The sequence below is a fragment of the Thalassotalea loyana genome (assembly GCF_030161435.1).
GTDB lineage: Bacteria > Pseudomonadota > Gammaproteobacteria > Enterobacterales > Alteromonadaceae > Thalassotalea_G > Thalassotalea_G loyana.
In genome coordinates this window covers 67,228-91,493 of record NZ_BSSV01000009.1, presented here as the reverse complement: position 1 = coordinate 91,493, position 24,266 = coordinate 67,228, and the positions used below count along the sequence as shown (strand labels likewise).

Below are 24,266 nucleotides of genomic sequence, written 5' to 3'. Positions count from 1 at the left end.
ATCGGTAATTCTTGTTAAAACATTAATCGAATTAAGTATATACGCGAATAAAGTTTTTAAGTAATTCATGGCCTTGGTTTGTCAAAATAGATTCTGGATGAAACTGTACGCTGGCGATTGGCAACGTTTTGTGCGCAAGTGCCATGATTTCTTCTTGTTGACCATTTTCATCTGTAGACCATGCTGTTACTGCTAAAGTTTCTGGCAAGGTAGATTTATCAACAATCAACGAGTGATAACGAGTCACTTGCAACGGGTTGTCTAGTTTTTCAAACAGTCCGCTATTTCTATGTGTAATCATGCTGGTTTTGCCATGCATCACTTTTTTAGCCTTTATTACCTTGGCACCAAAGTGTTGGGCAATAGCTTGATGTCCAAGACATACGCCAAGTATTGGAATTTTACCGGCAAATGCATCGATAACCGACAGTGAGATACCTGCGCTATCTGGATCGCATGGGCCAGGTGAAATCACGATACAATGAGGTGCAAGTTCGCTAATTTTTTCAAGCGATATTTCATCGTTACGATAGACTTCGACGTCCTGTCCAATCGCTTGAAAATAGTGCACTAAATTGTAAGTAAATGAATCGTAATTATCGATCATCAACAACATGATTATTTCACCAGTACTTCTGTAAACGGCGCATAGTTTAAATCAATTTATGCGATACTGCATAATAATATCAGTCGTCTTTTCTTTATTTGGTTTCGCGTACCTAGGTTAGCATGAGTTGATAAAAACAAAGGTTTAACCACTTTTCAAACTTGAATCCAACTTCTTTTAGTGTGCCTGTATGCACAAAACCAAACTTTTTGTGTAGCTCAATGCTCGCTTGATTTTGTTCATCTATCGCCGCAATGATTGTATGTAAGCCTTGTGATTTAGCACGCTCAATTAACGTGGTCATCAGCTGTGTTGCCACGCCTTTGCCATGATGCTGTTGGTCTACGTAGATGGCTAGTTCTGCCGTGAACTTATTAGCAGGGTATGGGCGAAATGCGCCATAACTTGCAAATCCAAGAAGTTGATTGTTTTCATCAATAACCCCAATGACGGGAAATTTATGCGCTGATTTCGCCTCAAACCATTGCTTAATATCGTCCAGTGTTCGAGGGTGATATTCATAAAGTGCGGTAGAGTGAATAATTGCGTGATTAAATAACGCTAGGATGGTTTCACTTTGTTGCTCGTATTGGCAGTCGATAATTTGCATGGCGCTTCGGTAATTTTTGACGAACTCGGTGGCTAATATTGTTACATAAATCTTTGATAAAAAGCATTTAATTGACTTTGTGCTTGGCTAATATCTGCAGGCGAAAATGATATCTCCTGACCGGGTTCTAACTGAGCTAACCTGAATAAGTCAATCTGAAATACACTGCCGAGCGTTGGGTAACCCCCCATTGTTTGACGGTCTTTCATTAAAACGACTGGCAGACCAGAAGGCATTAATTGAATTGTGCCAAAATTTACGGCACTTGATAGTGCTTGTTTTAGTTGCTTAAAACCTGCGTTATGGTTACTTGTTGGTAAATCAAATTGATATGCCATACGGTTTGATTTGCTGTTAACGCTAAATGTCGTGTGTAAGAAATTTTCTTGTTGATGTGTGGGGGCATTATACCAATGTTGATGAGGAATAAACCTTAAGACCAAAGGCTTGTCTTGGTAAAAATTTGTTGGACAGTATTTTGTCAGATCCAATGTATTGTTTTTGATTTGCTGATGACAACTTGATGATAGTGGTAATCTTTCACCTGCCGACAAGGGTGAAAGTTCAGCTAATTTTTCATTTGGAACGACACTTTGCGATCTTGAACCTAAGAAAGGCTTTGTTTGAATTCCACCTTTTACACTAATGTAGCTAATCACGCCAACTGATGGGCGCGAGAGCGCTACGGTATCGCCAGCGTTTAATTTATGTGTTTTCCACATGGTAAGTGGAGAACTTGTACCATCCTGCGCTATTTTTGTTGGTGAACAATCGGCACCTGTTATCGCTATGATGCAAGTGTCATCGACCATGAAGGTTAGTTGACCATAAAAAACTTCAATGGATGCGCACTCATCATTATGCTTATTGTTGCTATCACTAAATAATCTGTTTCCTAACATATGATTAGCTTTTGCGAAGGCATATTCATCGGCTGCACCGTTAACACTAATACCTTGATGTTGATGGTTAAAACGTCCAAAGTCCTGCACTAATGCTAAGCTATTGAGCTGAGTGATTTTAATTGCTGGCATTTAAGTTTTCCTTAACCACTTCGCCACCCTGCGCTAAAAAGGTTTCTTTATCGATGGATCTAAAGGTGACGATATCGCCGACATTAATGAGTGGCTGAAATTCGTTGTTTGACATTTGATACATAGGCTGAGCTGTTTGACCAATAATATGCCATCCCCCAGGGCTAGCATCTGGGTAGATCGCTGTTTGTTTATGGGCAATAGCAACCGCACCAGCAGGCACTTTTTTCCTTGGCACTGTTTTTCGGGGGGCAAATAGCTTCTCGTCTACACTTGCTAAGTAACAAAAGCCGGGTGTAAAACCTAATGCATATGCTCGGTAGGTTCGCTTGGTATGCCAATTAATAATCTCTTGCAGAGAACATCCTTTCATTTGACACAACAACTGGTTATCCCAACCAGTTTCTTCATCGTAAAGCACGTCAATAGTTATTTTTCGTCCAACTTCACAGACCTTTTCATTGCCAGAAAAACGTTGAATAATTGCTTCTATCTTTTGGCTAAACTCACTAGCGCTTATCGCTTCAAAGCGATAATAAATTAAAATGCTATGGTAAGAGCAAACTTGTTCAATGAACCAGGGTGATAAACGAGAAATTTGCTGACCAATTGAAATGATGTCTTGATGAAGTGTCGCACTAATGGTTGATGGCCATTGAATTAAGATAGCATTTTCACTATAGGAAAAAATGTTGAATCGGTTTAACTCATGCATGCAGGTTTTGCCTCACCGTTCGCGCGACTTCTATCGCATTAGCGTGATCGCCATGCACACATAAAGTATCGATTTGCATCTTAAGTGGTTTGTTGTTCACTGAATATATCGTCCCTGTATTTTGTAGTTCTTGGCAACGGTGCTTAATTAAGCTTAGATCATTAATGACGGCATTGGGTTGAGATCTTGGTATGAGTAATCCATTATCTTGATAATTTCTGTCGGCAAAAGCTTCAAATTTCAAGGTAAGTTCAAACGTATTTGCAATCTCAATAAAGCGATCATTATCAGGTAATGCTTGTATCACTAATTCCAGATTTTGGGAAAATGCAGCAACAGATTGGCATATGGTACGAAAGAGTTCTAAATTCTTCATCATATCGTTGTATAAAGCACCGTGAGGCTTTACGTAAGTGACATCGAGCCCTTGAAGTGCGGCCATGCCTTGAAGTGCGCTAATTTGGTATTGGAGTAGTGCTTGTAATTCCACAGGGGCTATTTTCATCGAACGACGACCAAATCCAACTAAGTCCGGGTAACTTGGATGGGCTCCAATAGATAAATTGTGCTGTTCTGCAAGTGCGATAGTTTGTTGCATTGTTTGTGGATCTGATGCGTGAAATCCGCAGGCAATGTTTGCCATATCAATATATGGCATCAATTGGGCATCTTGACCCATTTGCCAAGAACCAAAACTTTCACCTAAATCACAATTTATTTTCACGAGCCGCCTTCCTCTAATCTTTGGAAATTACTACATCTGTGACTGGCACTGAACTACACGCTAATATATAACCGTCATTTTGCTCTTGTGGTGATAACCCGTCAGTAGCTAATTGTCTAACCTCTCCTGTATTTAATTTAACCTTACAGCGTCCACACATTCCTCCTCTGCAACTGTATGGCAGAATTAAACCAGCTGATTCGCCTTGTTCAAGCAAGGTTTCCTTAGAGTTACCTGTAATATTTTTGTCCCAACTATCAAATAATATATTCACGTTTTTTTTACCTTTGACAACAGATGTTTCGGGCTGCTTCATTTTACCTGTACTGCTTTTTTTCGATATGAACACAGGCGGTGACTGCGTCTCAAGTATTTCAACTTGATCTGACACACTGATTTTCCCTTGATTTAACGGTACTATGTTTTGACCAAAACAAACATCGCCGCCTTCTAGCTGGCGATACTTTTTCAAACTATTGAGTGGTTCTTGTTTAGGATGCTTTTCACCTGTTTGTGGGTTTATTGTCGTGAAAACACAGCGTGTACAGGGCTTAACGACATCAAACTCAACTTCACCAATTCGAATGCGTGACCATGTATCTTCGGCAAATGCATCGCAATTCTTGACGACAATATTCGGGCGAAACTGACTCATTTGAGATTTATGGTAAGTTCTCGCATTTAAATCGTTCAGCGAAGCCTCTGAGACGATAAGCAAAGGGTAACCATCTGCAAATGACACTTCGTTAGTAGAGTTTTTTACGGTTCGCGAAGATTTTCCACCAAAATACATTAATTGGCAGTCTTCATTTAGATATTTTGAAAGCCAATCATCATAGCGTTTATTACAATGCTGAGCATTGATGGTGTCATTCCAAACCTTAACTTCGTGATATGAATCAGTGAATTCAGAATAATTGATTGTTAGCACTGGCATATCCGGTGCAACAAGCTTCAAGCCAGATGGCGTCAGAATGCAATCTATCAAACATAAGTGATGGTGAGTTCTCGCTGTAATAAAGTTTCCATCTGGTTTGGTAATGACGAACCTTCTATCGAAACTTAATCCAAGTTCATCTACCCAAGTTTGAGATATGTGAATGCCCCCAGCCGATTTAATTGGATAAATTGATAATTCACTAACTTGTGCCATGTGTGCGTTCCTGTGCGTGAGTTCCAGATTATTGGGTTTGGTATCTGCATTTATTTTTCCACTGCCAAATACTTTTTTCAATTGGTATCAGACAAATGCTATATTACGGTGAGTTTAGTTGTCCTAACAGATAATTATCCAATTATTTGTGAGTAATAGAGAACATTAATGCATATACATATTTTAGGGATTTGTGGCACCTTTATGGGAGGTATTGCTGCAATAGCCAAAGAACTGGGTTTTCGAGTATCAGGTTGCGATGCAAACGTATATCCTCCAATGAGCACTCAGCTTGAGTCACTGGGCATTGAGTTGATGCAGGGATATCACATAGAGCACCTCAATGATGAACCTGACATGGTCATTGTTGGTAATGCGATGGCGCGTGGTAACCCAATGGTGGAGTATGTATTAGATCGCAATATTCCTTATACGTCTGGGCCACAATGGCTTTTGGAAAACGTCTTAAAGGATCGCTGGGTACTGGCAGTATCCGGTACTCATGGTAAAACGACAACGTCAAGTATGTTGGCATGGATTCTTGAGTATGCCAAGTTGACACCTGGATATTTGATCGGTGGTGTTCCTCAAAACTTTGACAGTTCAGCACGTTTAGGCAACAGCCCATTCTTCGTTATTGAAGCTGATGAATACGATACCGCATTTTTTGATAAGCGTTCTAAATTTGTCCATTATCGCCCACGAACCCTAGTAATAAATAATATGGAGTTTGACCATGGCGATATTTTTAATGATATCAGTGATATTCAGCGCCAGTTTCATCATTTGATTAGAATGGTGCCAAGTAATGGTTTGATTTTATCGCCACACAACACGCAAACAATCGATGAGACTCTGGCTATGGGGTGTTGGACACCTCAAGAAAAAATGTCACTGGCTACCCAAGTTGGTTGGTCGGTAAATAAACTTGAAGCCGATGGCAGTATATTTGAGGTGTATTTTAGAGACGAACTCCAAGGTGTTGTGACATGGCAGTTAATCGGTGACTTCAATATTGAAAATGCATTGATGGCGATTGCAGCCGCAAGGCACGCAGGTGTTCCAAGTGGAGTGGCGATAGAGGCGTTAGCTGAGTTTGTAAACACCAAACGTCGCTTGGAGTTACGTGGCAATATTAACGACATCAAGGTTTACGATGATTTTGCCCATCATCCGACAGCCATTGAAAAAACGTTAGATGGATTACGCAAACATGTCGGTGAAAATCGTATCATCGCTGTTTTGGAGCCACGATCAAATACAATGAAGTCGGGCATTCATAAGGAAACGCTACCAAAGTCTTTAGCGTTAGCCGATCACGTTTTTGTATTTCAAGGAGAGCATGTTAAGTGGTCTGTAGATCAGCTTATCAATGCCTGCCAACAGCCATGTGAGGTGACTGATAATATTGATCAATTGGTAACTATGGTGCGTAATCAAGCCAAGCCAGGTGATCACGTATTAGTGATGAGTAATGGTGGCTTCGGTAATTTTCATCAAAAATTACTTTCTGCGCTAGAGAGCTAGTGCGTTTTAGCATAAAACAAATAGAGGATTCATTGTGTCAACTGCTTCCGAATTTAAAGATAAGATAACTCTGGCTGTTACAGGGGCTTCTGGTTCATTATACGCACTAAGGTTGCTCGAGTGTTTGGTCGCCGCTAACTACCAAGTCTATTTTTTATTCTCGTCAGCAGCACGTGTTGTATTTGATACCGAAGTAGGATTAAAGCTACCGGGCTCACCTGAAGCCGCGAGTGCTATATTGACGGAAAAATTTGCCGCGAAACCAGGGCAAATTCAAGTATTCGGCAAAGAGCAATGGTTTTCTCCTGTTGCATCAGGTTCTGCAGCACCGAAGAAAATGATTGTTTGCCCTTGCTCAACTGGCACACTTGCAGCAATTAGCCTGGGCATGAGTGATAATTTAATCGAACGTGCGGCAGATGTTGTGATTAAGGAACGAGGGCAGCTATTGATCTTGCCAAGAGAAACACCATTTTCAACAATTCATTTGCAAAATATGCTGACGCTCTCTCAGATGGGAGTAACGATTATGCCACTTGCGCCGGGTTTTTATCATAAGCCACAGGGTATTAATGATTTAATTGACTTTATGGTAGGGCGGGTGCTTGATCATTTGTCAATCGAACAAACAATAATGCCTAGGTGGGGTTATCAAATTCAGCCAGAAAAGTAGGGGCTACTGTTTGCGAGCTTTGACTTGCTCGATATAGGCGGTTAACTCTTGAACGCTATTGTTTTTTATAGCGTAGTTGATGTTATCAATGTAGAGTTCCGTCGCTTCACTCTTGTGACACGTTATTCTGATGTCATCGTATAGCAAATCAAGCGAAGCGTCGAAATGTAAGCTATTTCTTTGTGGCTGTGATAGCAAAGTTTCTATACTTGCCTCATCGTGAATAATCGCATCTAGTCGGCCTTTATTTAGCATTTCAAGCATAGTTTTAAAATTAGACACTTCGACAACTTTTATATGGCGTTGTCCAAGAAGCCTTTTGTAGCTGGGCAATGCATTTTTCACCACACCAATGACTTTATTATCCATGTCATTTAGATTTGAGATCACTTGATCGGTGGTTAGCGTGTATAGGTAAAACTGCTTACGAACCAAAGGTAAGCTGTGAATGGTTTTGCGAATCGTTAACAATTTTGGAATGCTTGCCGCAGGTAATATGCAACCTATTTCTTTGCGAATAAAACTACGTCTGGCGCGAGCAAAAGATAGGACGTTGTAATAGTGTTCAATCCCAGAGGCCTTCGATACATCGTACATCAATAAATCTAATGCACCATCATGCTCATAGGCAATATAATGCTCTAAGTGGGTTGCCACCATGGATATCTCTAACTTGCTAAGTAACGCATCTGCGCGAAAAGACAGTAGCAGTACAAGTATTCCAAAAATTCGATACACCAAATAAATCCTGTTTGATTTTCTTATTTTCAGCCAGTCTTACTATACTGACCAGTTGCTTATTTTTTCAACAATAAAATTGTAACAGCAATCTTAAAATTTATCGTTATTTAAAGACAAGTTAACGCATTATTGTTAAATTCGACCGTTAGATGTGGTTTATTACGCAATAATAAAAATTTGCTCAGCATGTTTATTTGTTGAGGCATTCATTACAACAATAGGGTTTATCCATGACGATTAAATTTCCTAAAGTTTCTGCATTAGCGTTAGCTATCGCGGTGACTTTACCGTCAGCCGCATTCGCGGAAAAAAAATCAGACGATCAAGCGTGGTCAGTAAACGAGCCACAGGGCGTCTTTAAAACCGTCGATATCGATGTTCAACAAGGTACTTGGATGAATGTTGATATTAGCCCTGATGGCAAAACAATTGTTTTCGATTTATTAGGTGATATCTATACAATGCCAGCGTCGGGTGGTGAGGCTAAAGCATTAATGACTGATATTGCATGGCAAATGCAGCCCAAGTTTAGTCCAGACGGCAAATACATCGCCTATACATCGGATCAAGATGGCGGTGATAACTTATGGATTATGAATGCAGATGGCTCTAACCCTAAGCCGGTAACGAAGGAAACATTTCGCTTGTTGAATAGCCCAGCTTGGTCGCCTGACGGTAATTACTTGGTTGGTCGCAAGCACTACACTGGCTCGCGCTCATTAGGTGCTGGTGAAGTATGGCTTTATCATAAAACGGGTGGTAGTGGTGTTATGTTAACTAAACGCCCGAATCAGCAAAAAGATTTAGGTGAACCATCATACTCTCATGACGGCAAATACGTTTATTTCTCGCAGGATGCAACACCGGGTAAGACCTTTCACTACTCAAAAGATTCTGAAAAAGGCATCTATAAGATTAAGCGTTATGAATTAGAGACTGGTGAAATTGATACGATTATTTCCGGTAAAGGTGGTGCTATTCGTCCAACGCCATCGCCAGATGGAAAATACTTAGCGTTTATTAGTCGTGATGACTTCCAGTCAAACTTGTATCTATACGATTTAAAAAGTGGTGAAGAAATTTTAATTCACGAAGATTTAGAACGTGATATGCAAGAAACCTGGGCAATTCATGGTGTTTATTCCAACATGGCATGGACCCCAGATAGCGAAAACTTAATTTTCTGGGCAGATGGTAAAATTAAGAAGCTAAATATCAAATCAAAGAAAGCTAAGACCATAGATTTTCACGTAAAAACACAAAAGAAAATTCAAACAGCGCTGAAGTTTGAGCAAAACTTAGCGCAAGACGAATTTGATGTAAAAATGCTACGTAACGTGCAAATCTCGCCAAATGGTAAGCAGGTAGTCTTTGAAGCTATGGGTAACATTTATACTCGCGCATTACCTGATGGAAAACCAAAACGTCTTACCAAAGAAAAATCTAAATTTGAGTTTTATCCAAGTTTTTCTCGTGACGGCAAGAAGATTGTTTACATTGCATGGGACGACAAAAACTTAGCTGAAATTAAAACTGTTTCATCGCGTGGCGGTAAGGGTAAAACTATTTCTAAAGAGCCCGGTAAATATGTTGAACCTACATTCTCACCGGATGGCAAAACAGTTGTTTATCGTAAAATTGCAGGTGGATACATTACCGAACCTAAATGGGGTTTAAACCCTGGTGTTTATGTGATGCCAGCAAAAGGTGGCGAAGCAACGTTAGTAACAAGTAATGGTGTTCAGCCTCATTTTGGCGCGTCAAATGACCGTGTTTACGTGATTCGTGGTGGTGAAATGCCGAGTATTGCTCGCGTAGACATTGACGGCCAAAACGACACTAAATTATACCAAGGTAAATTTGCTACTGAGTATCGCGTATCACCAGACGGTGAATACCTCGCATTTGCAGAACGCTTTAAAGTATTTGTTACGCCATTTGTAGAACGTGGCGATGTGATTACAATTGGCCCTAAAGGCGGTAACTTCCCTGTTAAGCAACTATCTGTTCGCGCCGGTGAAAGCATTAGCTGGAATGGCAAGTCAAACAGCCTTTACTGGAGCTTAGGTCCTGAACTTTATCAAGCATCCGTTGCTGGTTTGTTCGATATTAAAGGCGAAGGTGATAATGCTGAGAAGTCTGAGCCAGTGGTGACAAACTTAAGCTTTAAACAAAAAGTCGACAAACCAAGTGGCGCAATTGCTTTCGTTGGCGGTAAAGTTGTGACGATGGAAGGCGACAAGGTCATTGATAACGGGGTAGTGATTGTTGAAGGCAATGTCATTACTGCTGTTGGTACTCAAGGCAGTGTTGATATTCCTGCAAATGCAAAACAAATTGATATTACAGGTAAGTCAATTATTCCTGGTTTAATTGATGCCCATGCTCATGGTCCTCAGGGCAGTGATGAAATTATTCCGCAGCAAAACTGGAAGAACTATGCAGGTTTATCATTAGGTGTAACGACAATTCATGACCCATCAAATGATACAACTGAGTTTTTTGCCGCGAGCGAAATGCAACAAGCCGGTGATATCGTTGCGTCTCGATTACATTCAACAGGTACTATTTTATATGGTGCAACGGTTGCAGGGTACACCTCTCATGTTGATAGCTTGGACGATGCAAAGTTCCATGTTGAACGCCTACAAAAAGCGGGCGCGTATAGCGTAAAAAGCTATAACCAGCCACGTCGTAACCAACGACAGCAGTTTATTCAAGCTGCACGTGAAGCGGAAGTGTTAGTTGTGCCTGAAGGTGGTTCATTACTTCAACATAACTTAACCATGCTAGTTGATGGTCATACAACGTTAGAGCACTCTATTCCTACAGAGAAAATCTATGATGACATTAAACAGCTATGGTCAGCGTCTGAAATGGCATATACGCCAACAATGGGTGTAGCATACGGCGGTATCTCAGGTGAACACTTTTGGTATGACACAACAAATGTTTGGGAGCATCCTCGTTTGAGTAAGTATGTGCCTAGTGAGTTCTTAGATCCGCGTTCAATGCGTCGGACAAAGGCACCACATCATCACTACAACCATTTCAACGTAGCTAAAGTTGCAAAAGAAATGAATGATCTGGGCGTACTAGTGAACTCTGGTGGTCATGGTCAACGTGAAGGTCTAGCAATGCATTGGGAAATATGGATGATGGCTCAAGGTGGTATGACACCGTTAGAGTCGCTACGTACAGCGACAATGAACCCAGCAGTAACGCTCGGCTTAGATAAACAACTAGGCTCGATTACTAAAGGTAAGTTAGCTGATTTAGTCGTTGTAGATGGAGACATCACGCAAAATATTCTTATTAGTGATAAGGTGACGCATACAATGATTAATGGCCGTTTATATGATGCAGATACCATGAATGAAATTGGTAACTATGACAATAAACGTGAGAAGTTTTACTTCGAAAAATAATGTCCATTAGCGCATTAAAAAGGGTCCTTATGGACCCTTTTTTGTATAACGTTAACTGGACTTTGTATCGGAATTATCGTCCATTGCTTTTTCTATGGTTTCTTTTGCCGTATTAATCGACTTGTCTTGCTGGGCTATTGTCTTCTCTAAGTTAATGAGGCGCTCAATAATCTGTGCATTTTGACTGCGCAATTCGCGGTTTTTTACATTGGTATCTGAAAATCCAAGAATCTTTGATGCAGCCAGTGCTCCTAGTCCGCCCATAATGCCTACGCCAAAAACAAACATCACCATGACGGTAGCTTGACCTCCAAAGGTCACCGGGCTAATGCGACCAAATCCGATTGTTGTAGAGCTCATCATCATTAACCAAATGGCATCGGCATAGGTTTTTACAGTGGCTTCGGGGTGATCTTGTTCAAAGAGTAAAGTGATATAGCCAAAAATACAGACGAGTAAAATCATTGAAAGTAGGGCAAGTAGGAAGACAAAACGTGTCTTATAGTTTTTAACCCCATGCGTGTCTACGTAATAAAAATTATCTGAATTAACGAAGCGTTGAAAAATTACTGGCATAACTGAGTTTCACTTAAATTTTTTATTAGTATAAATCCGAAACCGTCTATTTCAATAGATTAGCTGGCGAATATTGATCGGTAAGTAAACGAGTATTCTTTGGCCAGTCCTGCTCTATCTTCATATTGCGAAGGACGCGATAAATATCAACGCCATAGTTGATCAGTATGGGGGCTAACTGGTCGGCGCGTTCACTTAAAGTCTCTGTGTTTGGCATCCCCGAATTTGAATACAAGATAATTCGATTGCCTTGTTTGTTAAATCTCACGTTGTAAAAGTCGCCAAATACCGATTGATAAGTCGCAGATTCGGCGTCGTACAATTTACTTAATGAAAACGTGTTGGCTGATAACACACCATTTGTCGATAACAGGCTTTTTACTTCTTGCAAAAACTCTTGTGTCATCAAATGTTCGGGAATGTAGTCGCCATTGTAGGCATCTAATATGATCCAATCGTATTGCTGCTTTTTCAGTAAAGCGCGTTTAATAAAGATGCGGCCATCTTGTTCAACATTTCTAACTTGCTGACTTTCTTTGAAACCAAAATAGTTTTTTGCAACGTTGACGACAGCAGGGTCAATCTCAACATTGTCAATTTTGGCCATGGGGAATAATTGGTTAAATGTATTCGATAAGGTACCACCGCCCAAGCCAAGAATTAGAATACTTTTGGGTTCAGGGTTGAGTAATAATCCTGAAAAAATAAGCTTGGTGTACGTAAATACCATTTTGTTTGGGTCTGATTTATAAATACAACTTTGATTACTGGTGGCTCGTTTAACACTAAATTTTAAGCATCGTAAATCACCACTATCTTCAACATAAATGTTTCGATACAGAGATTTTTCTTGATGAATGACCTCTGCAGATATTTCAAATGAGAAAAGTACAGATAACGCGATAAATAACGAAAGAGTTTTCATATTGCTAACCTGCCAATTTAGGTTTGAAAATTGTGTGGTGTAAGGTAATAGAAAGAAGCCCTAGAACGGCAAGTAAACCGCAGTAGAACAAAATAATTGTATTTACCTCGAACCAAAGCACTAAATAAAATGAGGTCATCAATGTGCCCAGTGCACTACCAATGGTCGAGACAAAATATAAAATCCCTGCAACTTGACCGCTTTTCTCTTTATCGTCAATTAACAAGCGTATTGAATAGGGTGATATCATGCCCAAAATGACGGTAGGGATAAAAAATAACGCAATTGACGCGACCAACGAGCCATATCTTGCATCTTCTATTTGAATAAAAATCGCTTCTAAAATAGGTGTAGCAAATAGGGCTACAGGGGTAACGGTTATTCCTGATAAAAGAAAAAGTAAACCATACTTCTTAAGGTTTGGGTGTTTGGTTGAAAGTTTCCCTCCAATTAAATAACCGAGTGACAAACTGAGTAAGAATACCGTGATGATACTGCCCCAAATATGGACGCTTGAGCCAAAGTAAGGGGCAAGTATTCTGCCACCTAGCAGTTCGATTCCCATAATGGCAAAGCCACTACAAAATGCGAGTAAATATACGAAAGAATTTTGCCACATAAATTGATGTTTAGTTATTGTTTTACATCATATTAACGACTCAATTGAATTAGACCAAGGTTTATTTCGTAACAAAAAAGCCTGCATGATGCAGGCTTTATTTTAAGCGGTGGTTTTGATTAACCAAGCATAGGTTTCAGGAATCTAGCGGTGTGAGAACGTTTTTCATTGGAGATTTCTTCAGGCGTACCATTCACTAAAATCTCACCTCCTCCAGAACCGCCCTCAGGTCCTAAATCAACAATCCAATCGGCTGTTTTCACCACATCGAGGTTGTGCTCAATCACGACAATCGTATTGCCATGGTCGCGCAGACGATGAATCACTTGGAGTAGTTGTTTTATATCGTGGAAGTGCAAACCCGTAGTAGGTTCATCGAGAATATATAAGGTTTTACCTGTATCACGCTTCGATAGTTCTTTTGCAAGTTTGACTCGCTGTGCTTCACCACCCGATAGTGTAGTCGCCGATTGGCCAAGTTTGATATAACTTAAACCCACATCCATCAAGGTTTGTAGTTTACGTTTTACCGCTGGAATTGGTGCAAAAAACTCTAATGCATCTTCAATCGTCATATCCAGTACTTCATGGATATTCTTGCCTTTGTACCTAACTTCTAATGTTTCGCGATTATAACGTTTACCTTTACATACATCGCATGGCACATAAACGTCAGGCAAAAAGTGCATTTCGACTTTTATTACACCATCACCCTGACACGCTTCACAACGACCACCTTTCACATTAAAGCTAAAACGACCAGGCTTATAACCACGTGAACGAGCTTCTTGAGTTGCTGCAAAAATATCACGTACTGCAGTGAAAATTCCTGTATAAGTTGCAGGGTTCGAACGAGGCGTGCGACCAATTGGGCTTTGATCGATATCGATAACTTTATCTAAATGCTCAAGGCCAACAATTTCTTTATAAGGCGCAGGATCATTAGTTGTTGCACCATTCAATTCGGTTTGCGCGAGCGGATATAGTGTATTGTTTATTAAGGTTGATTTACCTGAACCAGATACACCAGTAATGCAAGTCATTAAACCAATAGGTATTGTTAAATTGACGTCTTTTAAGTTATTTCCACTTGCACCCTTAAGTTCGATTACGCGCTTTGCGTCATACGGCGTACGCTTTTTAGGAACATCTATACCTTCTTTTCCTGAAAGGTACTTTCCGGTAAGTGAGTCTTCACTTGCTAGTATGTTTTCAAGGCTGCCTTGAGCAATAACGTTACCACCATGGACTCCAGCGCCAGGGCCAATATCAATAATGTGATCAGCCTCACGAATTGCATCTTCATCGTGCTCTACAACGATGACGGTGTTTCCTAAATCTCGTAAGTGAATCAAGGTATTTAGTAAGCGTTCGTTGTCACGTTGATGAAGTCCGATTGAAGGTTCGTCTAGAACATACATTACGCCGACTAAGCCAGCACCTATTTGGCTTGCTAGACGTATACGTTGAGCTTCACCGCCCGATAACGTGTCAGCGCTGCGAGATAAGTTTAAGTAATTTAAACCAACATTAACTAAAAAGCCCAAGCGGTCGTTAATCTCTTTTAAAATCTTCTCGGCAATTTTACCGCGCTGACCGGTTAGTTCGAGACCTTCAAAAAATGCTAGCGCTTCAGCTATTGATAGTTCAGCAACCGCAGGCAACGGCACGTTTTCAATGAATACATTGCGAGCTTCTAAACGCAAACGTGAGCCGCCACAATCATTACATGGCTGACTGTTTAAATACTTGGATAATTCTTCGCGTACCGCGTTCGATTCTGTTTCTTTGTATCGGCGGTTCATATTATTCAAAATACCTTCAAACGGATGCTTTCTGACGACAATGTCGCCTCGGTCATTCATGTATTTGAATTCAATCTCTTGTTTACCGCTGCCGGATAAAACGATTTTCTGAATTTTCTCAGGTAAGTCTTCAAACGGTGTATCAAGCTCAAAGCCGTAATGCTCACCTAAAGCTTGGAGCATTTGAAAGTAATAGAAGTTACGCTTATCCCAGCCACGGATCGCACCTCCAGATAAGCTTAATTCTGGGTTGGTAATAACGCGTTGTGGGTCGAAAAATTGCTGATTGCCTAATCCATCACAGGTTTGACAGGCACCTGCTGGGTTATTGAATGAAAATAAGCGTGGTTCAAGCTCTTGCATTGAATAACCACAAATAGGACAAGCGAAGTTAGCTGAGAATAACAACTCTTCTTTGTTTGGATCATCCATAAAGGCAACTTTTGCTGTGCCATTGGTTAAGCCTAACGCTGTTTCAAAAGATTCAGACAAGCGAAGCTGAATGTCTTCACGTACCTTCAAACGGTCAACAACGACTTCGATGGTGTGCTTTTTATGAAGCTCTAAAGTAGGAGGATCAGATAAATCACAAACTTCGCCGTCGATACGAGCGCGAATAAAGCCCTGTGCACTTAAGTTTTCAAGTAACTTTACGTGCTCGCCTTTACGGTTCTGGAGAACAGGCGCCAGGATCATTACTTTGGTACCTTCTTCGAGAGCAAGTACCTTGTCGACCATTTGAGAAATCGTTTGAGCGGCAAGTGGTTGATGATGATCTGGACAACGTGGCTCACCAACTCGTGCGTACAATAGACGTAAGTAATCGTATATTTCAGTAATGGTACCAACCGTCGAACGAGGGTTGTGAGATGTCGACTTTTGTTCTATCGAAATGGCTGGCGATAAACCTTCAATATGGTCAACATCAGGTTTTTCCATTAATGAAAGAAACTGACGAGCATAGGCTGACAGTGATTCAACATAACGACGTTGGCCTTCTGCGTATAACGTATCAAATGCCAATGAGGATTTTCCTGAGCCTGACAAGCCAGTAATAACAATGAGCTTATCGCGAGGTAATTCTAGATCAATGTTTTTCAGGTTATGGGTTCTCGCACCCCTAACTTCAATTGTGTTCATAACCATTCCGCTTACTGAAAGAACCCACTAGTATCGCATAAAAACTCGTCGATGTTGACCTAATTAGTAAAGCATTTTCAATGGTGCTAATTACAATCAAGTCATGTTAAAATAGCGCGTTTTTAGTAATCTAGTGTGAGTTTAACTTCGTACAACTTTGCGCACAGACATAGGTACATATACAGCAAATGAAAGCAGACGGATTAAATAGTATTGAAAAGAAAGCGGCGTTTTCGTTAGCCACGGTTTTCGGCTTACGGATGCTAGGGTTGTTTATGATCCTGCCTATTTTCGCTATTTACGGTACTCAACTAGAGGGCTATACCCCACTGTGGTTGGGTATTGCTATCGGTGCTTATGGCTTGACTCAGGCGTTACTGCAAATACCGATGGGTATTTTGTCAGATAAATTTGGCCGAAAGCCGATTATCGTCCTTGGTTTAATTGTCTTCTTAATCGGTAGCTTGGTGGCCGCCAATGCAGAATCTATTTATGGCGTGGTATTTGGCCGTGCGCTTCAAGGAATGGGGGCAATTGCCAGTGCTGTACTTGCACTAGCTGCAGATTTATCACGAGAAGAGCAACGACCTAAAGTCATGGCAACTATTGGCATGTTTATCGGTTTGTCCTTTACTGTCTCAATGGTTGTTGGCCCAATTGTTGCGCAAAGCTATGGTTTATCTGGGGTGTTTATGTTCACCGCTATATTAACTTTCATGGCAATTTTTATGGTGCAGTTCGTTGTGCCAAGTTCGCAGAATAAAGCCCCAAAAGGGGATAATGTTGCGATTCCTCAACAGGTAGCTCGCCTGATTAGTCATCCCCAACTATTTCGATTAAATGCTGGTGTATTTATTTTGCATATGATTCTGACAGCAAGCTTTATCACCTTACCCACGTTGTTTGTAGAAGCTGGCTTACCGTTAGAAAAGCACTGGTCATTGTATTTGCCTACGTTGTTTGGCTCATTCTTTTTGATGGTGCCATTTATGATTTTTGCACTGAAAAAAGGTAAAGAAAAAGCGATGTTTAGTGCCGCGGTAATGCTATTAGCAATCACATTGATCGGCTTATCAATCGATGCAACTTCACTGGTTATGTTAGTGATTGCCATGGTGACTTTCTTTACTGCCTTTAATTATTTAGAGGCGACGATGCCGTCTCAACTATCACGTATTGCCCCAGCAGGCGTGAAAGGTAGTGCGATGGGGATTTTCACCTCAAGTCAGTTTATGGGCGCATTTGTTGGTGGTGCGTTAGGTGGTTACTTAGCGCAAAATTTTGGTGAGCAAACTATCTTTCAAGCCATGGCCCTATTTGCTTTGTTATGGTTCGTCTTGTCACTGTCAATGAAGCAATACCAAGCGTCAAAGAGTTACAGTTTTAACACCAAGCAAATGAATGAAGACGAAGGTGAGCAGGTTCTGCAAAAGCTGATCGATTTACCTGGTGTTGTTGAAGCGACTTTAGTTTATGAAGAGCGCGTTGCCTATGTAAAACTCGACGTTAAGAAAACATCAGTTGACCAAGTCAAAGCAACGCTTAACGTATAAACGTTATTAATCTATCGCCTCAACAATATATTCCTTTGTGGTGTTAGCAACTGTTAGCACCACCTCATCATCTCGATGCTTACTAAGCAGTAACTGACCAAGTGGTGCCTTCGGCGTTATAACCGTGACGACCAACCCTTCTAATTTAAGCGTCATACCACCGGCAACAGGTGCCATGTAAAAATGATGTGTGGTGTTATTCTCATCAAGTAAGGTCACAATATTACCTAATGAGATTGCATCCGTTTTGATATCTTGCTTGGCAAGTTTTTCCATACTTTCTATTGCTATGATTAACTCATCAGCGCGTTGCGATTGACCATGGGCGAGAAACCCTGCCTCTATAGCTAAAGTATCGTATTGTGTTTCAGCAACAGATTGCTCGTCAGTGGCGGCAAGCCTTGCTTGTTCTGCGGCCTCTTTGGCGTTTGCTAATTCAGTGTCTAAATTTTTTAAGATTTGACGAATAATAGGTACTTTGTTCATTCGTAAACCATAATGTAAAAGCTTGACAATGCCAACGAATAAGATAAATTAGATACCAATCTGACAGGTGTCAACATTGAGTAATATTACACTGACACAAGTCGTCAATTATTTTTGCTTGGGAAATGAATATGACAACATCGGCGTACCCACACTTATTAGAGCCATTAGATTTAGGCTTTACTAAACTCGCTAACCGTGTATTGATGGGTTCAATGCATACGGGCTTAGAAGAAGAAAAAAATGGCTGGTCTAAATTAGCCGCATTTTATGAAGAGCGCGCTAAAGGTGGTGTAGGTCTTATCGTTACCGGCGGTGTTAGTCCAAATATTCGTGGTCGTGTTGCTCCTTTTGGTGGCGATATGACAATGCCTTGGCACCCTAAAAAACACAAAGAAGTAACAGAAGCAGTACACAAATACGATACTAAGATTTGTTTGCAGTTATTACACACGGGTCGCTACGCGTATCATCCGTTTAGTGTTTCAGCGAGTGCTATCAAAGCCCCGATTAACCCATTTAAACCGAAAGCGATGTCTAGCCGCCAAATTTGGGGCACGATTAAAGACTACGCTAAAGCGTCTCGTCTAGCGCAAAAAGCGGGTTATGACGGTGTCGAGATTATGGGTTCTGAAGGCTACTTACTTAATCAGTTTAGCTGTAAGCGCACCAACCACCGTACCGATGAATGGGGCGGTAGCATTGAAAACCGTATGCGCTTTGCTGTTGAAACGGTTCGCGCAACTCGAGAAAAGTGTGGTGAGAAGTTCATTATCATTTTCCGTTTGTCGATGCTTGATTTAGTAGAAGGCGGTAACAGCTGGGAAGAAGTTGTTTTGATGGCAAAAGCCATTGAGGAAGCTGGCGCGACTATCATCAATACAGGTATTGGCTGGCATGAAGCACGTGTGCCTACAATTGCTACCTCAGTACCGCGCGCAGCATTTACTTGGATCACGGAGCGCATGAAAAAAGAGGTGAGCATTCCTCTTGTTACGACTAACCGTATCAACACACCGGAAGTTGCCGAAGAAGTGCTGGCTAATGGTCATGCTGACATGGTGTCTATGGCACGTCCTTTCTTAGCTGATGCTGATTTTGTGAATAAAGCAGCTGAAGGCAAGAGTGATGAAATTAATACTTGTATTGGCTGTAACCAAGCGTGTTTAGACCATGTATTTGAACAAAAACGCGCATCTTGTTTAGTTAATCCACGTGCCTGCTACGAGACCGAATTAACCTTTACCGATACCAAAGCGGCGAAAAATGTTGCGGTTATTGGTGCAGGCCCTGCAGGCTTAGCCTTTAGTGTTTATGCAAGTCAGCGTGGTCACAATGTCACGCTATTCGATGCAGGCGCTGAGATAGGTGGTCAGTTTAATGTGGCAAAACAAATTCCGGGTAAAGAAGAGTTTTATGAAACACTTCGATACTTTAAAAAGCAATTAGAGCTTTGCAATGTCAATGTTCAGTTAAATACTTTTAAAACGGCTGAAGAACTGGCATCAGAAGGTTTTGATGATGTAGTTGTGGCAACCGGTATCAAACCTCGTCAGTTAGGTATTAAAGGTATGGATCATGAGAAGGTAAAAACCTACCTGCAAGTGCTTAAAGACAAAGAGCCTGTCGGACAAAAAGTGGCAATTATTGGTGCGGGCGGTATCGGTTTCGATACGGCAAGTTATTTAGCAGAAGAAGAGTCATTAACCACGAACACTGAAGCTTGGATGAAAGAGTGGGGTGTTGATAAAGAATATCAACACGATGGCGCACTAGCCCAAGCGCATTCAGAAAAAGCTGAGCGTGAAATATACTTACTTCAACGTAAAACCTCTAAAGTAGGTAAAAATCTAGGTAAAACAACTGGCTGGATTCACCGCGCATTTCTACAAAAGAAAGGCGTTAATATGATCCCTGGTGTTGCGTATAAAGAGGTCAATGACCAAGGCTTAATCATTGAAGTTAATGGCGAGCAACAATTACTTGAAGTCGATAATGTGATTATCTGCGCCGGACAAGAACCTAATCGTGATTTGGCGGATGCATTAACTGAAAAAGGGCAACGTGTTCATTTAATTGGTGGTGCTGATGTTGCGGCAGAGTTAGATGCAAAACGCGCTATTCGCCAAGGCGCTGAACTTGCGGCATCTATTTAAGGCTAATTGAAAAGTTTCAATAAAAAAGGGCGTTCATCGCCCTTTTTTTTATTGTTTTAAGTCTGCTTCTATTGAATGGATAACCCCAACTCTTTTTTGAATATTTCTGCGGTTTGTTTATCGAATCGCTTCAATAATTCACCATACATTATCTTTTGTTCGACAGGGGTTGATAGGGCTCTATCAAAGTTTGTTATTAGCTTTTTATTCGTTGGAGTGTTATTGCACATTAAATATGTGGTGAAGTTTCTGCCAACACTCTCGGGCAAGCTATAACTTTCCAATAGGTTTACGTCAAATTCGTCTGACATGATTTCTGGCAAGATTGTCGGCCAGATGATTACCGCATCGAGTCGATTAGCGTATAACATTGACATAATTGTTGAGTAAGAGCGATCTTCAAAAATGATGAATTTGTTAAAGCTTTGCTCATCTAATTCTTTTGAGATGATATTGTGCGCGAACCCCTTATTGACTATCCCTATTCTAATGCTTGGGTTGCTATCAATCAGCGTATCTAAATCGACTGGTTTTTGATGAGATAACTTGGTAGAAAATGGGAATTGAGTCTCTTTTAATGTGACTAAGCGGGGCTTAATATAGCTGTTAATGGGTTTAGAAAATAAGGCAAATTCTGCACGTTTTGGGCTCTTAAATACGTTAACGACACATGTACTTTGCTGTGGAGGCTCATGTGCTATAGCAGCATCGACGACCCTTACACTACCAATTTTTAAATTAAAATTTAAATCATTAAACTTATCAGCAACATAGTCGCTAAATTGATGATCTAAGAACAACGTCTGTAATTTAGAGCTTTCCTGATACATTTTAGGTATCAAAAACCAATCTATTGTTGGCTTATCCAGTTTTGGCGTGTAATTGGCAAACTGGTACGCTAACCCGCTTGGAAAAAATGTTTTTGCTTGGCCGCTTTTTATTAATTCTGGCATTTTTTCATCGTACAATTTTGCCAGTTGTTTGCCTTTTTCAGTGTTAGCATAGCCCAAATACATTTTTTGTTTTGGTAGCAACTCTATATGATCAAGACTTTTACTTGGATCTGCAGAGTTGAGCTCTTTTGCATACAAAAGTGCGCCATCTACTCGTTCATTCATGATGAGCTTATTAACATTTGCTAATGAGTTCATTGGATAAAACTTAACACCTGATGGCAGACTGCTTTTTACAATGTAATTTGTTCGGCCGGCAATCGTCAGGTTATTAATATCTTTCAATGAGTTTACGTTGTGTAGGCTTTTGTCATATAGAAGGTAGAAAGATTCATCCATGTCCAAATGAAACTGGGAGGTAATAATATTTTCATGTTGGTCTTGATAAACGCCAACGACGATATCAGCCCGTTGGCGAGCAACTAAGGTCAGCGCACGGTTCCAACTGACAATTTCATAATGAATGTCATAGTCCTTACCGTAAACCGCCCGAATAATATTCCAATACTTACCTGTTAAATCTTTATTTGTAGCGCCAGGCCATTCTTCAGCAACAACGTGAAGAATGGGTTTTGCCGCTATGCTTGAGTAGGAGCATAGCGTGATTAACAAGGAAAAGATTAGCCTAAACATCTGAGTCACCATTTTACCGTAAACTTCATTAGGATCTGATTTTCACCATATCACAAAAATACTGTCTAATGTTTAGTCTTTAGTGTTTTTTGCTCTTTGGCTTTTTTTACTATTGCACGCACTTCTTTTAATAGTGTGGGTGCATGGTAAACAATACCATCTTTGATTGTGTAGTTTACGCCACCTTCACGCACTGGTTGATTGTGGTTATTTAATTTGAAATGACCTGTTCCATAAAGCTCTTTAAAATTGCGAAGAGGATTGTTTTTGACGATCACTAGATCTGCTTTTTTACCGACACGAATCGACCCTATATCTTGTTCAAGACCTAACGCTTCCGCACCATTAAATGTAGCTGATTTTACGACTTCAAGCGCATTGAAGCCTGCCTCGCGTAACAACTCCAATTCACGTATATAGCCAAAGCCATAGATTTTAAAGATGTACCCTGAATCAGAGCCTGTTGTCACTCGTCCGCCATGGTTTTTATAGTCATTTAAGAACACCATCCACTGCTGAAAGTTTTTCTTCCACGCAATTTCATCATCGGTTGTCCAATCAAACCAATAGGAACCATGTGCATAGCGATTTGGTTGAAAAAACTCCCAAAGTGTCGGTAACGTATATTCATCGTGCCAATCAGCATTCATTTCACGCATTAAATCGCGACTTGCTTCATAGATTGTCATCGTTGGATTAATGGTAAAATCAAGCGAGATCAATTCATCACGTACTTTCTCCCATTTTTCTGTATCAGGTTTGGCAGCTTGAGCCCATAATCGGCCAGCTTCAGCAAAACGATGTTGTTCATTGTTGTAATTATATTCTGGGGAATAATTTTGGATAGTTTGGTGTTCAAAAAGCGCTTCAGGTAAACCATACCAATGCTCCATGGTCGTTAAACCAAGACGGGCTGAGTCGATAACATTCATGGCTGTTACTTCTAACTGAGCATGGTGCATCATAGAACCTAGCCCTTGTTTGTCAGCTTCCGTCAGCGCTGCTTCCATAATTTCTGGAGGAGCGCCAAAAAATTTGATTCCCTTAGCGCCTTGCTTAGCAATACGCTTAACCCATTTTGTTGCTTGTTTAGGTGTGGTAATCGGTGCTTCATTTCCCATGCCAAACCCTACATAAGGAACGATACGCGGTGCTGCTATCGAATTTTGTTCACTGCGTTTTACGTGGTCCATTACCCAATCTATACCGTTAAAACTACCTGGCTCTCTGACCGTCGTGATGCCATGCGCGAGCCATAGCTTAAAAACATACTCTGCGGGAATATTGTCGGCGCTACCACCTATATGGCCATGCATATCAATAAAACCAGGTAAGATATATTGACCTGTTACGTCTATTTCTTTGTCATTGGGACCTGCTACCGGTCGCTTGTTCTGCTTTATAGGTACGCCAGGGTGACCAACGTTTACTATGCGAACAATACGATCGTTTTCAATCACGATGTCGATAGGACCTTGTGCAGGCGCCCCTTCACCGTTGACTATGGTACCACCTCTTAAAATCAAGCGTTCATATGGACCTTCACCCGATGTCCTTTTAGGCGCTTTTTCTCCTGGCGCGGCGTTGGTTGTGATAGTGGTGAGGAGAAGACAAACGACGAGTAGCTTTTTCATATGATTGATTTTCCGCATTTATTGTTTTTATATCTCAATTGAGTATAGCTCGAACAAATGCGCAAACAATTGCTTTTCGTTTGAACAGGTAATTAGTACGATAGACGGCAAAACGTTAATCCATTTTAAAAACTACGACAAGTTAATAGGAAGTCTTATTGTGTTTAGTGAAAAGTTTAGCCCCCGGTTTAGCGATACAGATGCGTTAGGTCACATCAACAATACCTTGGTACCTATCTGGTTCGAGGGCGCACGTAAGCCTATCTTCCAGTTTTTTGTTCCAAGCTTAGATCCAAAACAGTGGAACTTAATTTTGGCTAATATAGATGTAGCGTTTAAAGCACAAATGTATTTTGGCATTGATATGGAAGTAAAAACTTATATTAGTCACATTGGTAATAGCTCCTTCAAGGTTTATCAAGAGCTGTGGCAGCAGGGAAAGTGTTGCGCAAGCGGAACGGCTACCATGGTACATTATGACTACACGGCAGAAAAATCGGCACAAATCCCTGAGCAAATAAAGCAAGTGTTAACCGAACATTTATACCCACAAAATGTGTAATTTTTTGAAGTA

General features: G+C 40.7%; 20 protein-coding genes. 6 read left to right on the top strand and 14 right to left on the bottom strand.

Annotation, left to right across the window (positions count from 1 at the left end):
• Positions 1–31 precede the first annotated feature (31 nt).
• The 6 genes from QQK05_RS17210 to QQK05_RS17185 all read right to left on the bottom strand — a co-directional run bounded on the left by QQK05_RS17210 (position 32) and on the right by QQK05_RS17185 (position 4,843).
• Positions 32–616: an anthranilate synthase component II gene (locus tag QQK05_RS17210; RefSeq protein ID WP_284300949.1), complete on the bottom strand. Its 585-nt coding sequence runs from the start codon at positions 614–616 to the stop codon at positions 32–34.
• Between the two features lie 103 nt (positions 617–719).
• The gene (locus tag QQK05_RS17205; protein WP_284300947.1) at positions 720–1,217 is read right to left on the bottom strand and encodes a GNAT family N-acetyltransferase; all 498 of its coding nucleotides are present in this window, start codon (positions 1,215–1,217) and stop codon (positions 720–722) included.
• A gap of 41 nt (positions 1,218–1,258) precedes the next feature.
• Positions 1,259–2,251, bottom strand: coding sequence for a 5-oxoprolinase subunit C family protein (locus QQK05_RS17200; protein WP_284300945.1), 993 nt, complete (start codon positions 2,249–2,251; stop codon positions 1,259–1,261).
• Positions 2,238–2,966 (bottom strand): 5-oxoprolinase subunit B family protein, encoded by a 729-nt coding sequence (locus QQK05_RS17195; RefSeq protein WP_284300942.1) that lies wholly within the window; start codon positions 2,964–2,966, stop codon positions 2,238–2,240. The genes QQK05_RS17200 and QQK05_RS17195 overlap by 14 nt, the downstream gene beginning before the upstream one ends.
• Entirely contained in the window at positions 2,959–3,690 is a 732-nt protein-coding gene (locus tag QQK05_RS17190; RefSeq protein WP_284300941.1) for a 5-oxoprolinase subunit PxpA, read from the bottom strand. Before QQK05_RS17190 ends, QQK05_RS17195 begins: the two co-directional genes overlap by 8 nt.
• Before the next feature lie 13 nt (positions 3,691–3,703).
• Positions 3,704–4,843: a YcbX family protein gene (locus tag QQK05_RS17185; RefSeq protein ID WP_284300939.1), complete on the bottom strand. Its 1,140-nt coding sequence runs from the start codon at positions 4,841–4,843 to the stop codon at positions 3,704–3,706.
• Positions 4,844–5,011: 168 nt separating this feature from the next.
• Here QQK05_RS17185 and mpl point away from each other — a divergent pair, with 168 nt between their 5' ends.
• Entirely contained in the window at positions 5,012–6,370 is a 1,359-nt protein-coding gene (gene mpl / locus QQK05_RS17180; protein WP_284300937.1) for a UDP-N-acetylmuramate:L-alanyl-gamma-D-glutamyl-meso-diaminopimelate ligase, read from the top strand.
• A gap of 34 nt (positions 6,371–6,404) precedes the next feature.
• The gene (locus tag QQK05_RS17175; RefSeq protein ID WP_284300935.1) at positions 6,405–7,043 is read left to right on the top strand and encodes a flavin prenyltransferase UbiX; all 639 of its coding nucleotides are present in this window, start codon (positions 6,405–6,407) and stop codon (positions 7,041–7,043) included.
• A 3-nt stretch (positions 7,044–7,046) separates the two neighbouring features.
• Here QQK05_RS17175 and QQK05_RS17170 read toward each other — a convergent pair whose 3' ends face one another.
• A complete protein-coding gene (locus QQK05_RS17170; RefSeq protein WP_284300933.1) occupies positions 7,047–7,781 on the bottom strand; it encodes a type 2 periplasmic-binding domain-containing protein in 735 nt (244 codons plus the stop codon).
• A 233-nt stretch (positions 7,782–8,014) separates the two neighbouring features.
• Here QQK05_RS17170 and QQK05_RS17165 point away from each other — a divergent pair, with 233 nt between their 5' ends.
• Complete coding sequence (locus tag QQK05_RS17165) at positions 8,015–11,212, top strand: amidohydrolase family protein (RefSeq protein ID WP_284300931.1); 3,198 nt, start codon at positions 8,015–8,017, stop codon at positions 11,210–11,212.
• A gap of 51 nt (positions 11,213–11,263) precedes the next feature.
• On the opposite strand, the gene QQK05_RS17160 is transcribed toward QQK05_RS17165, so the two are convergent.
• From QQK05_RS17160 to uvrA, 4 genes are all read right to left on the bottom strand, one after another.
• Entirely contained in the window at positions 11,264–11,788 is a 525-nt protein-coding gene (locus QQK05_RS17160; RefSeq protein WP_284300929.1) for an ion channel, read from the bottom strand.
• A gap of 46 nt (positions 11,789–11,834) precedes the next feature.
• A complete protein-coding gene (locus QQK05_RS17155) occupies positions 11,835–12,713 on the bottom strand; it encodes a spermidine synthase (protein ID WP_284300927.1) in 879 nt (292 codons plus the stop codon).
• A gap of 4 nt (positions 12,714–12,717) precedes the next feature.
• Positions 12,718–13,332, bottom strand: coding sequence for a fused MFS/spermidine synthase (locus QQK05_RS17150; protein ID WP_284300925.1), 615 nt, complete (start codon positions 13,330–13,332; stop codon positions 12,718–12,720).
• A gap of 119 nt (positions 13,333–13,451) precedes the next feature.
• Positions 13,452–16,277, bottom strand: a complete 2,826-nt coding sequence (gene uvrA, locus QQK05_RS17145; protein ID WP_284300923.1) for an excinuclease ABC subunit UvrA — start codon at positions 16,275–16,277, stop codon at positions 13,452–13,454.
• Positions 16,278–16,465: 188 nt separating this feature from the next.
• On the opposite strand from uvrA, the gene QQK05_RS17140 reads away from it, so the two are divergent.
• Entirely contained in the window at positions 16,466–17,830 is a 1,365-nt protein-coding gene (locus QQK05_RS17140) for an MFS transporter (protein ID WP_284300921.1), read from the top strand.
• A gap of 6 nt (positions 17,831–17,836) precedes the next feature.
• Here the strand turns inward: QQK05_RS17140 and QQK05_RS17135 are convergent, their stop codons facing one another.
• Complete coding sequence (locus QQK05_RS17135; RefSeq protein ID WP_284300920.1) at positions 17,837–18,316, bottom strand: transcription elongation factor GreAB; 480 nt, start codon at positions 18,314–18,316, stop codon at positions 17,837–17,839.
• 131 nt (positions 18,317–18,447) lie between these two features.
• Between QQK05_RS17135 and QQK05_RS17130 the strand changes: the two genes are divergently transcribed.
• The gene (locus QQK05_RS17130; RefSeq protein WP_284300918.1) at positions 18,448–20,472 is read left to right on the top strand and encodes an NADPH-dependent 2,4-dienoyl-CoA reductase; all 2,025 of its coding nucleotides are present in this window, start codon (positions 18,448–18,450) and stop codon (positions 20,470–20,472) included.
• Positions 20,473–20,540: 68 nt separating this feature from the next.
• On the opposite strand, the gene QQK05_RS17125 is transcribed toward QQK05_RS17130, so the two are convergent.
• Both QQK05_RS17125 and QQK05_RS17120 read right to left on the bottom strand, forming a co-directional pair.
• The gene (locus QQK05_RS17125; protein ID WP_284300916.1) at positions 20,541–22,058 is read right to left on the bottom strand and encodes a hypothetical protein; all 1,518 of its coding nucleotides are present in this window, start codon (positions 22,056–22,058) and stop codon (positions 20,541–20,543) included.
• Positions 22,059–22,123: 65 nt separating this feature from the next.
• The gene (locus QQK05_RS17120) at positions 22,124–23,692 is read right to left on the bottom strand and encodes an amidohydrolase family protein (RefSeq protein WP_284300914.1); all 1,569 of its coding nucleotides are present in this window, start codon (positions 23,690–23,692) and stop codon (positions 22,124–22,126) included.
• 160 nt (positions 23,693–23,852) lie between these two features.
• On the opposite strand from QQK05_RS17120, the gene QQK05_RS17115 reads away from it, so the two are divergent.
• Entirely contained in the window at positions 23,853–24,254 is a 402-nt protein-coding gene (locus QQK05_RS17115) for an acyl-CoA thioesterase (RefSeq protein ID WP_284300912.1), read from the top strand.
• Positions 24,255–24,266 lie beyond the last annotated feature (12 nt).

What these genes read in the sequence shown, in the direction of transcription:
- QQK05_RS17150 (WP_284300925.1), bottom strand. Translation starts at nt 13,332, where the DNA reads ATGTGGCAAAATTCTTTCGTATATTTACTCGCATTTTGTAGTGGCTTT.
- QQK05_RS17160 (WP_284300929.1), bottom strand. Translation starts at nt 11,788, where the DNA reads ATGCCAGTAATTTTTCAACGCTTCGTTAATTCAGATAATTTTTATTAC.
- mpl (WP_284300937.1), top strand. Translation starts at nt 5,012, where the DNA reads ATGCATATACATATTTTAGGGATTTGTGGCACCTTTATGGGAGGTATT.
- uvrA (WP_284300923.1), bottom strand. Translation starts at nt 16,277, where the DNA reads ATGAACACAATTGAAGTTAGGGGTGCGAGAACCCATAACCTGAAAAAC.
- QQK05_RS17155 (WP_284300927.1), bottom strand. Translation starts at nt 12,713, where the DNA reads ATGAAAACTCTTTCGTTATTTATCGCGTTATCTGTACTTTTCTCATTT.
- QQK05_RS17185 (WP_284300939.1), bottom strand. Translation starts at nt 4,843, where the DNA reads ATGGCACAAGTTAGTGAATTATCAATTTATCCAATTAAATCGGCTGGG.
- QQK05_RS17200 (WP_284300945.1), bottom strand. Translation starts at nt 2,251, where the DNA reads ATGCCAGCAATTAAAATCACTCAGCTCAATAGCTTAGCATTAGTGCAG.
- QQK05_RS17195 (WP_284300942.1), bottom strand. Translation starts at nt 2,966, where the DNA reads ATGCATGAGTTAAACCGATTCAACATTTTTTCCTATAGTGAAAATGCT.
- QQK05_RS17210 (WP_284300949.1), bottom strand. Translation starts at nt 616, where the DNA reads ATGTTGTTGATGATCGATAATTACGATTCATTTACTTACAATTTAGTG.
- QQK05_RS17140 (WP_284300921.1), top strand. Translation starts at nt 16,466, where the DNA reads ATGAAAGCAGACGGATTAAATAGTATTGAAAAGAAAGCGGCGTTTTCG.
- QQK05_RS17120 (WP_284300914.1), bottom strand. Translation starts at nt 23,692, where the DNA reads ATGAAAAAGCTACTCGTCGTTTGTCTTCTCCTCACCACTATCACAACC.
- QQK05_RS17130 (WP_284300918.1), top strand. Translation starts at nt 18,448, where the DNA reads ATGACAACATCGGCGTACCCACACTTATTAGAGCCATTAGATTTAGGC.
- QQK05_RS17165 (WP_284300931.1), top strand. Translation starts at nt 8,015, where the DNA reads ATGACGATTAAATTTCCTAAAGTTTCTGCATTAGCGTTAGCTATCGCG.
- QQK05_RS17125 (WP_284300916.1), bottom strand. Translation starts at nt 22,058, where the DNA reads ATGTTTAGGCTAATCTTTTCCTTGTTAATCACGCTATGCTCCTACTCA.
- QQK05_RS17205 (WP_284300947.1), bottom strand. Translation starts at nt 1,217, where the DNA reads ATGCAAATTATCGACTGCCAATACGAGCAACAAAGTGAAACCATCCTA.
- QQK05_RS17135 (WP_284300920.1), bottom strand. Translation starts at nt 18,316, where the DNA reads ATGAACAAAGTACCTATTATTCGTCAAATCTTAAAAAATTTAGACACT.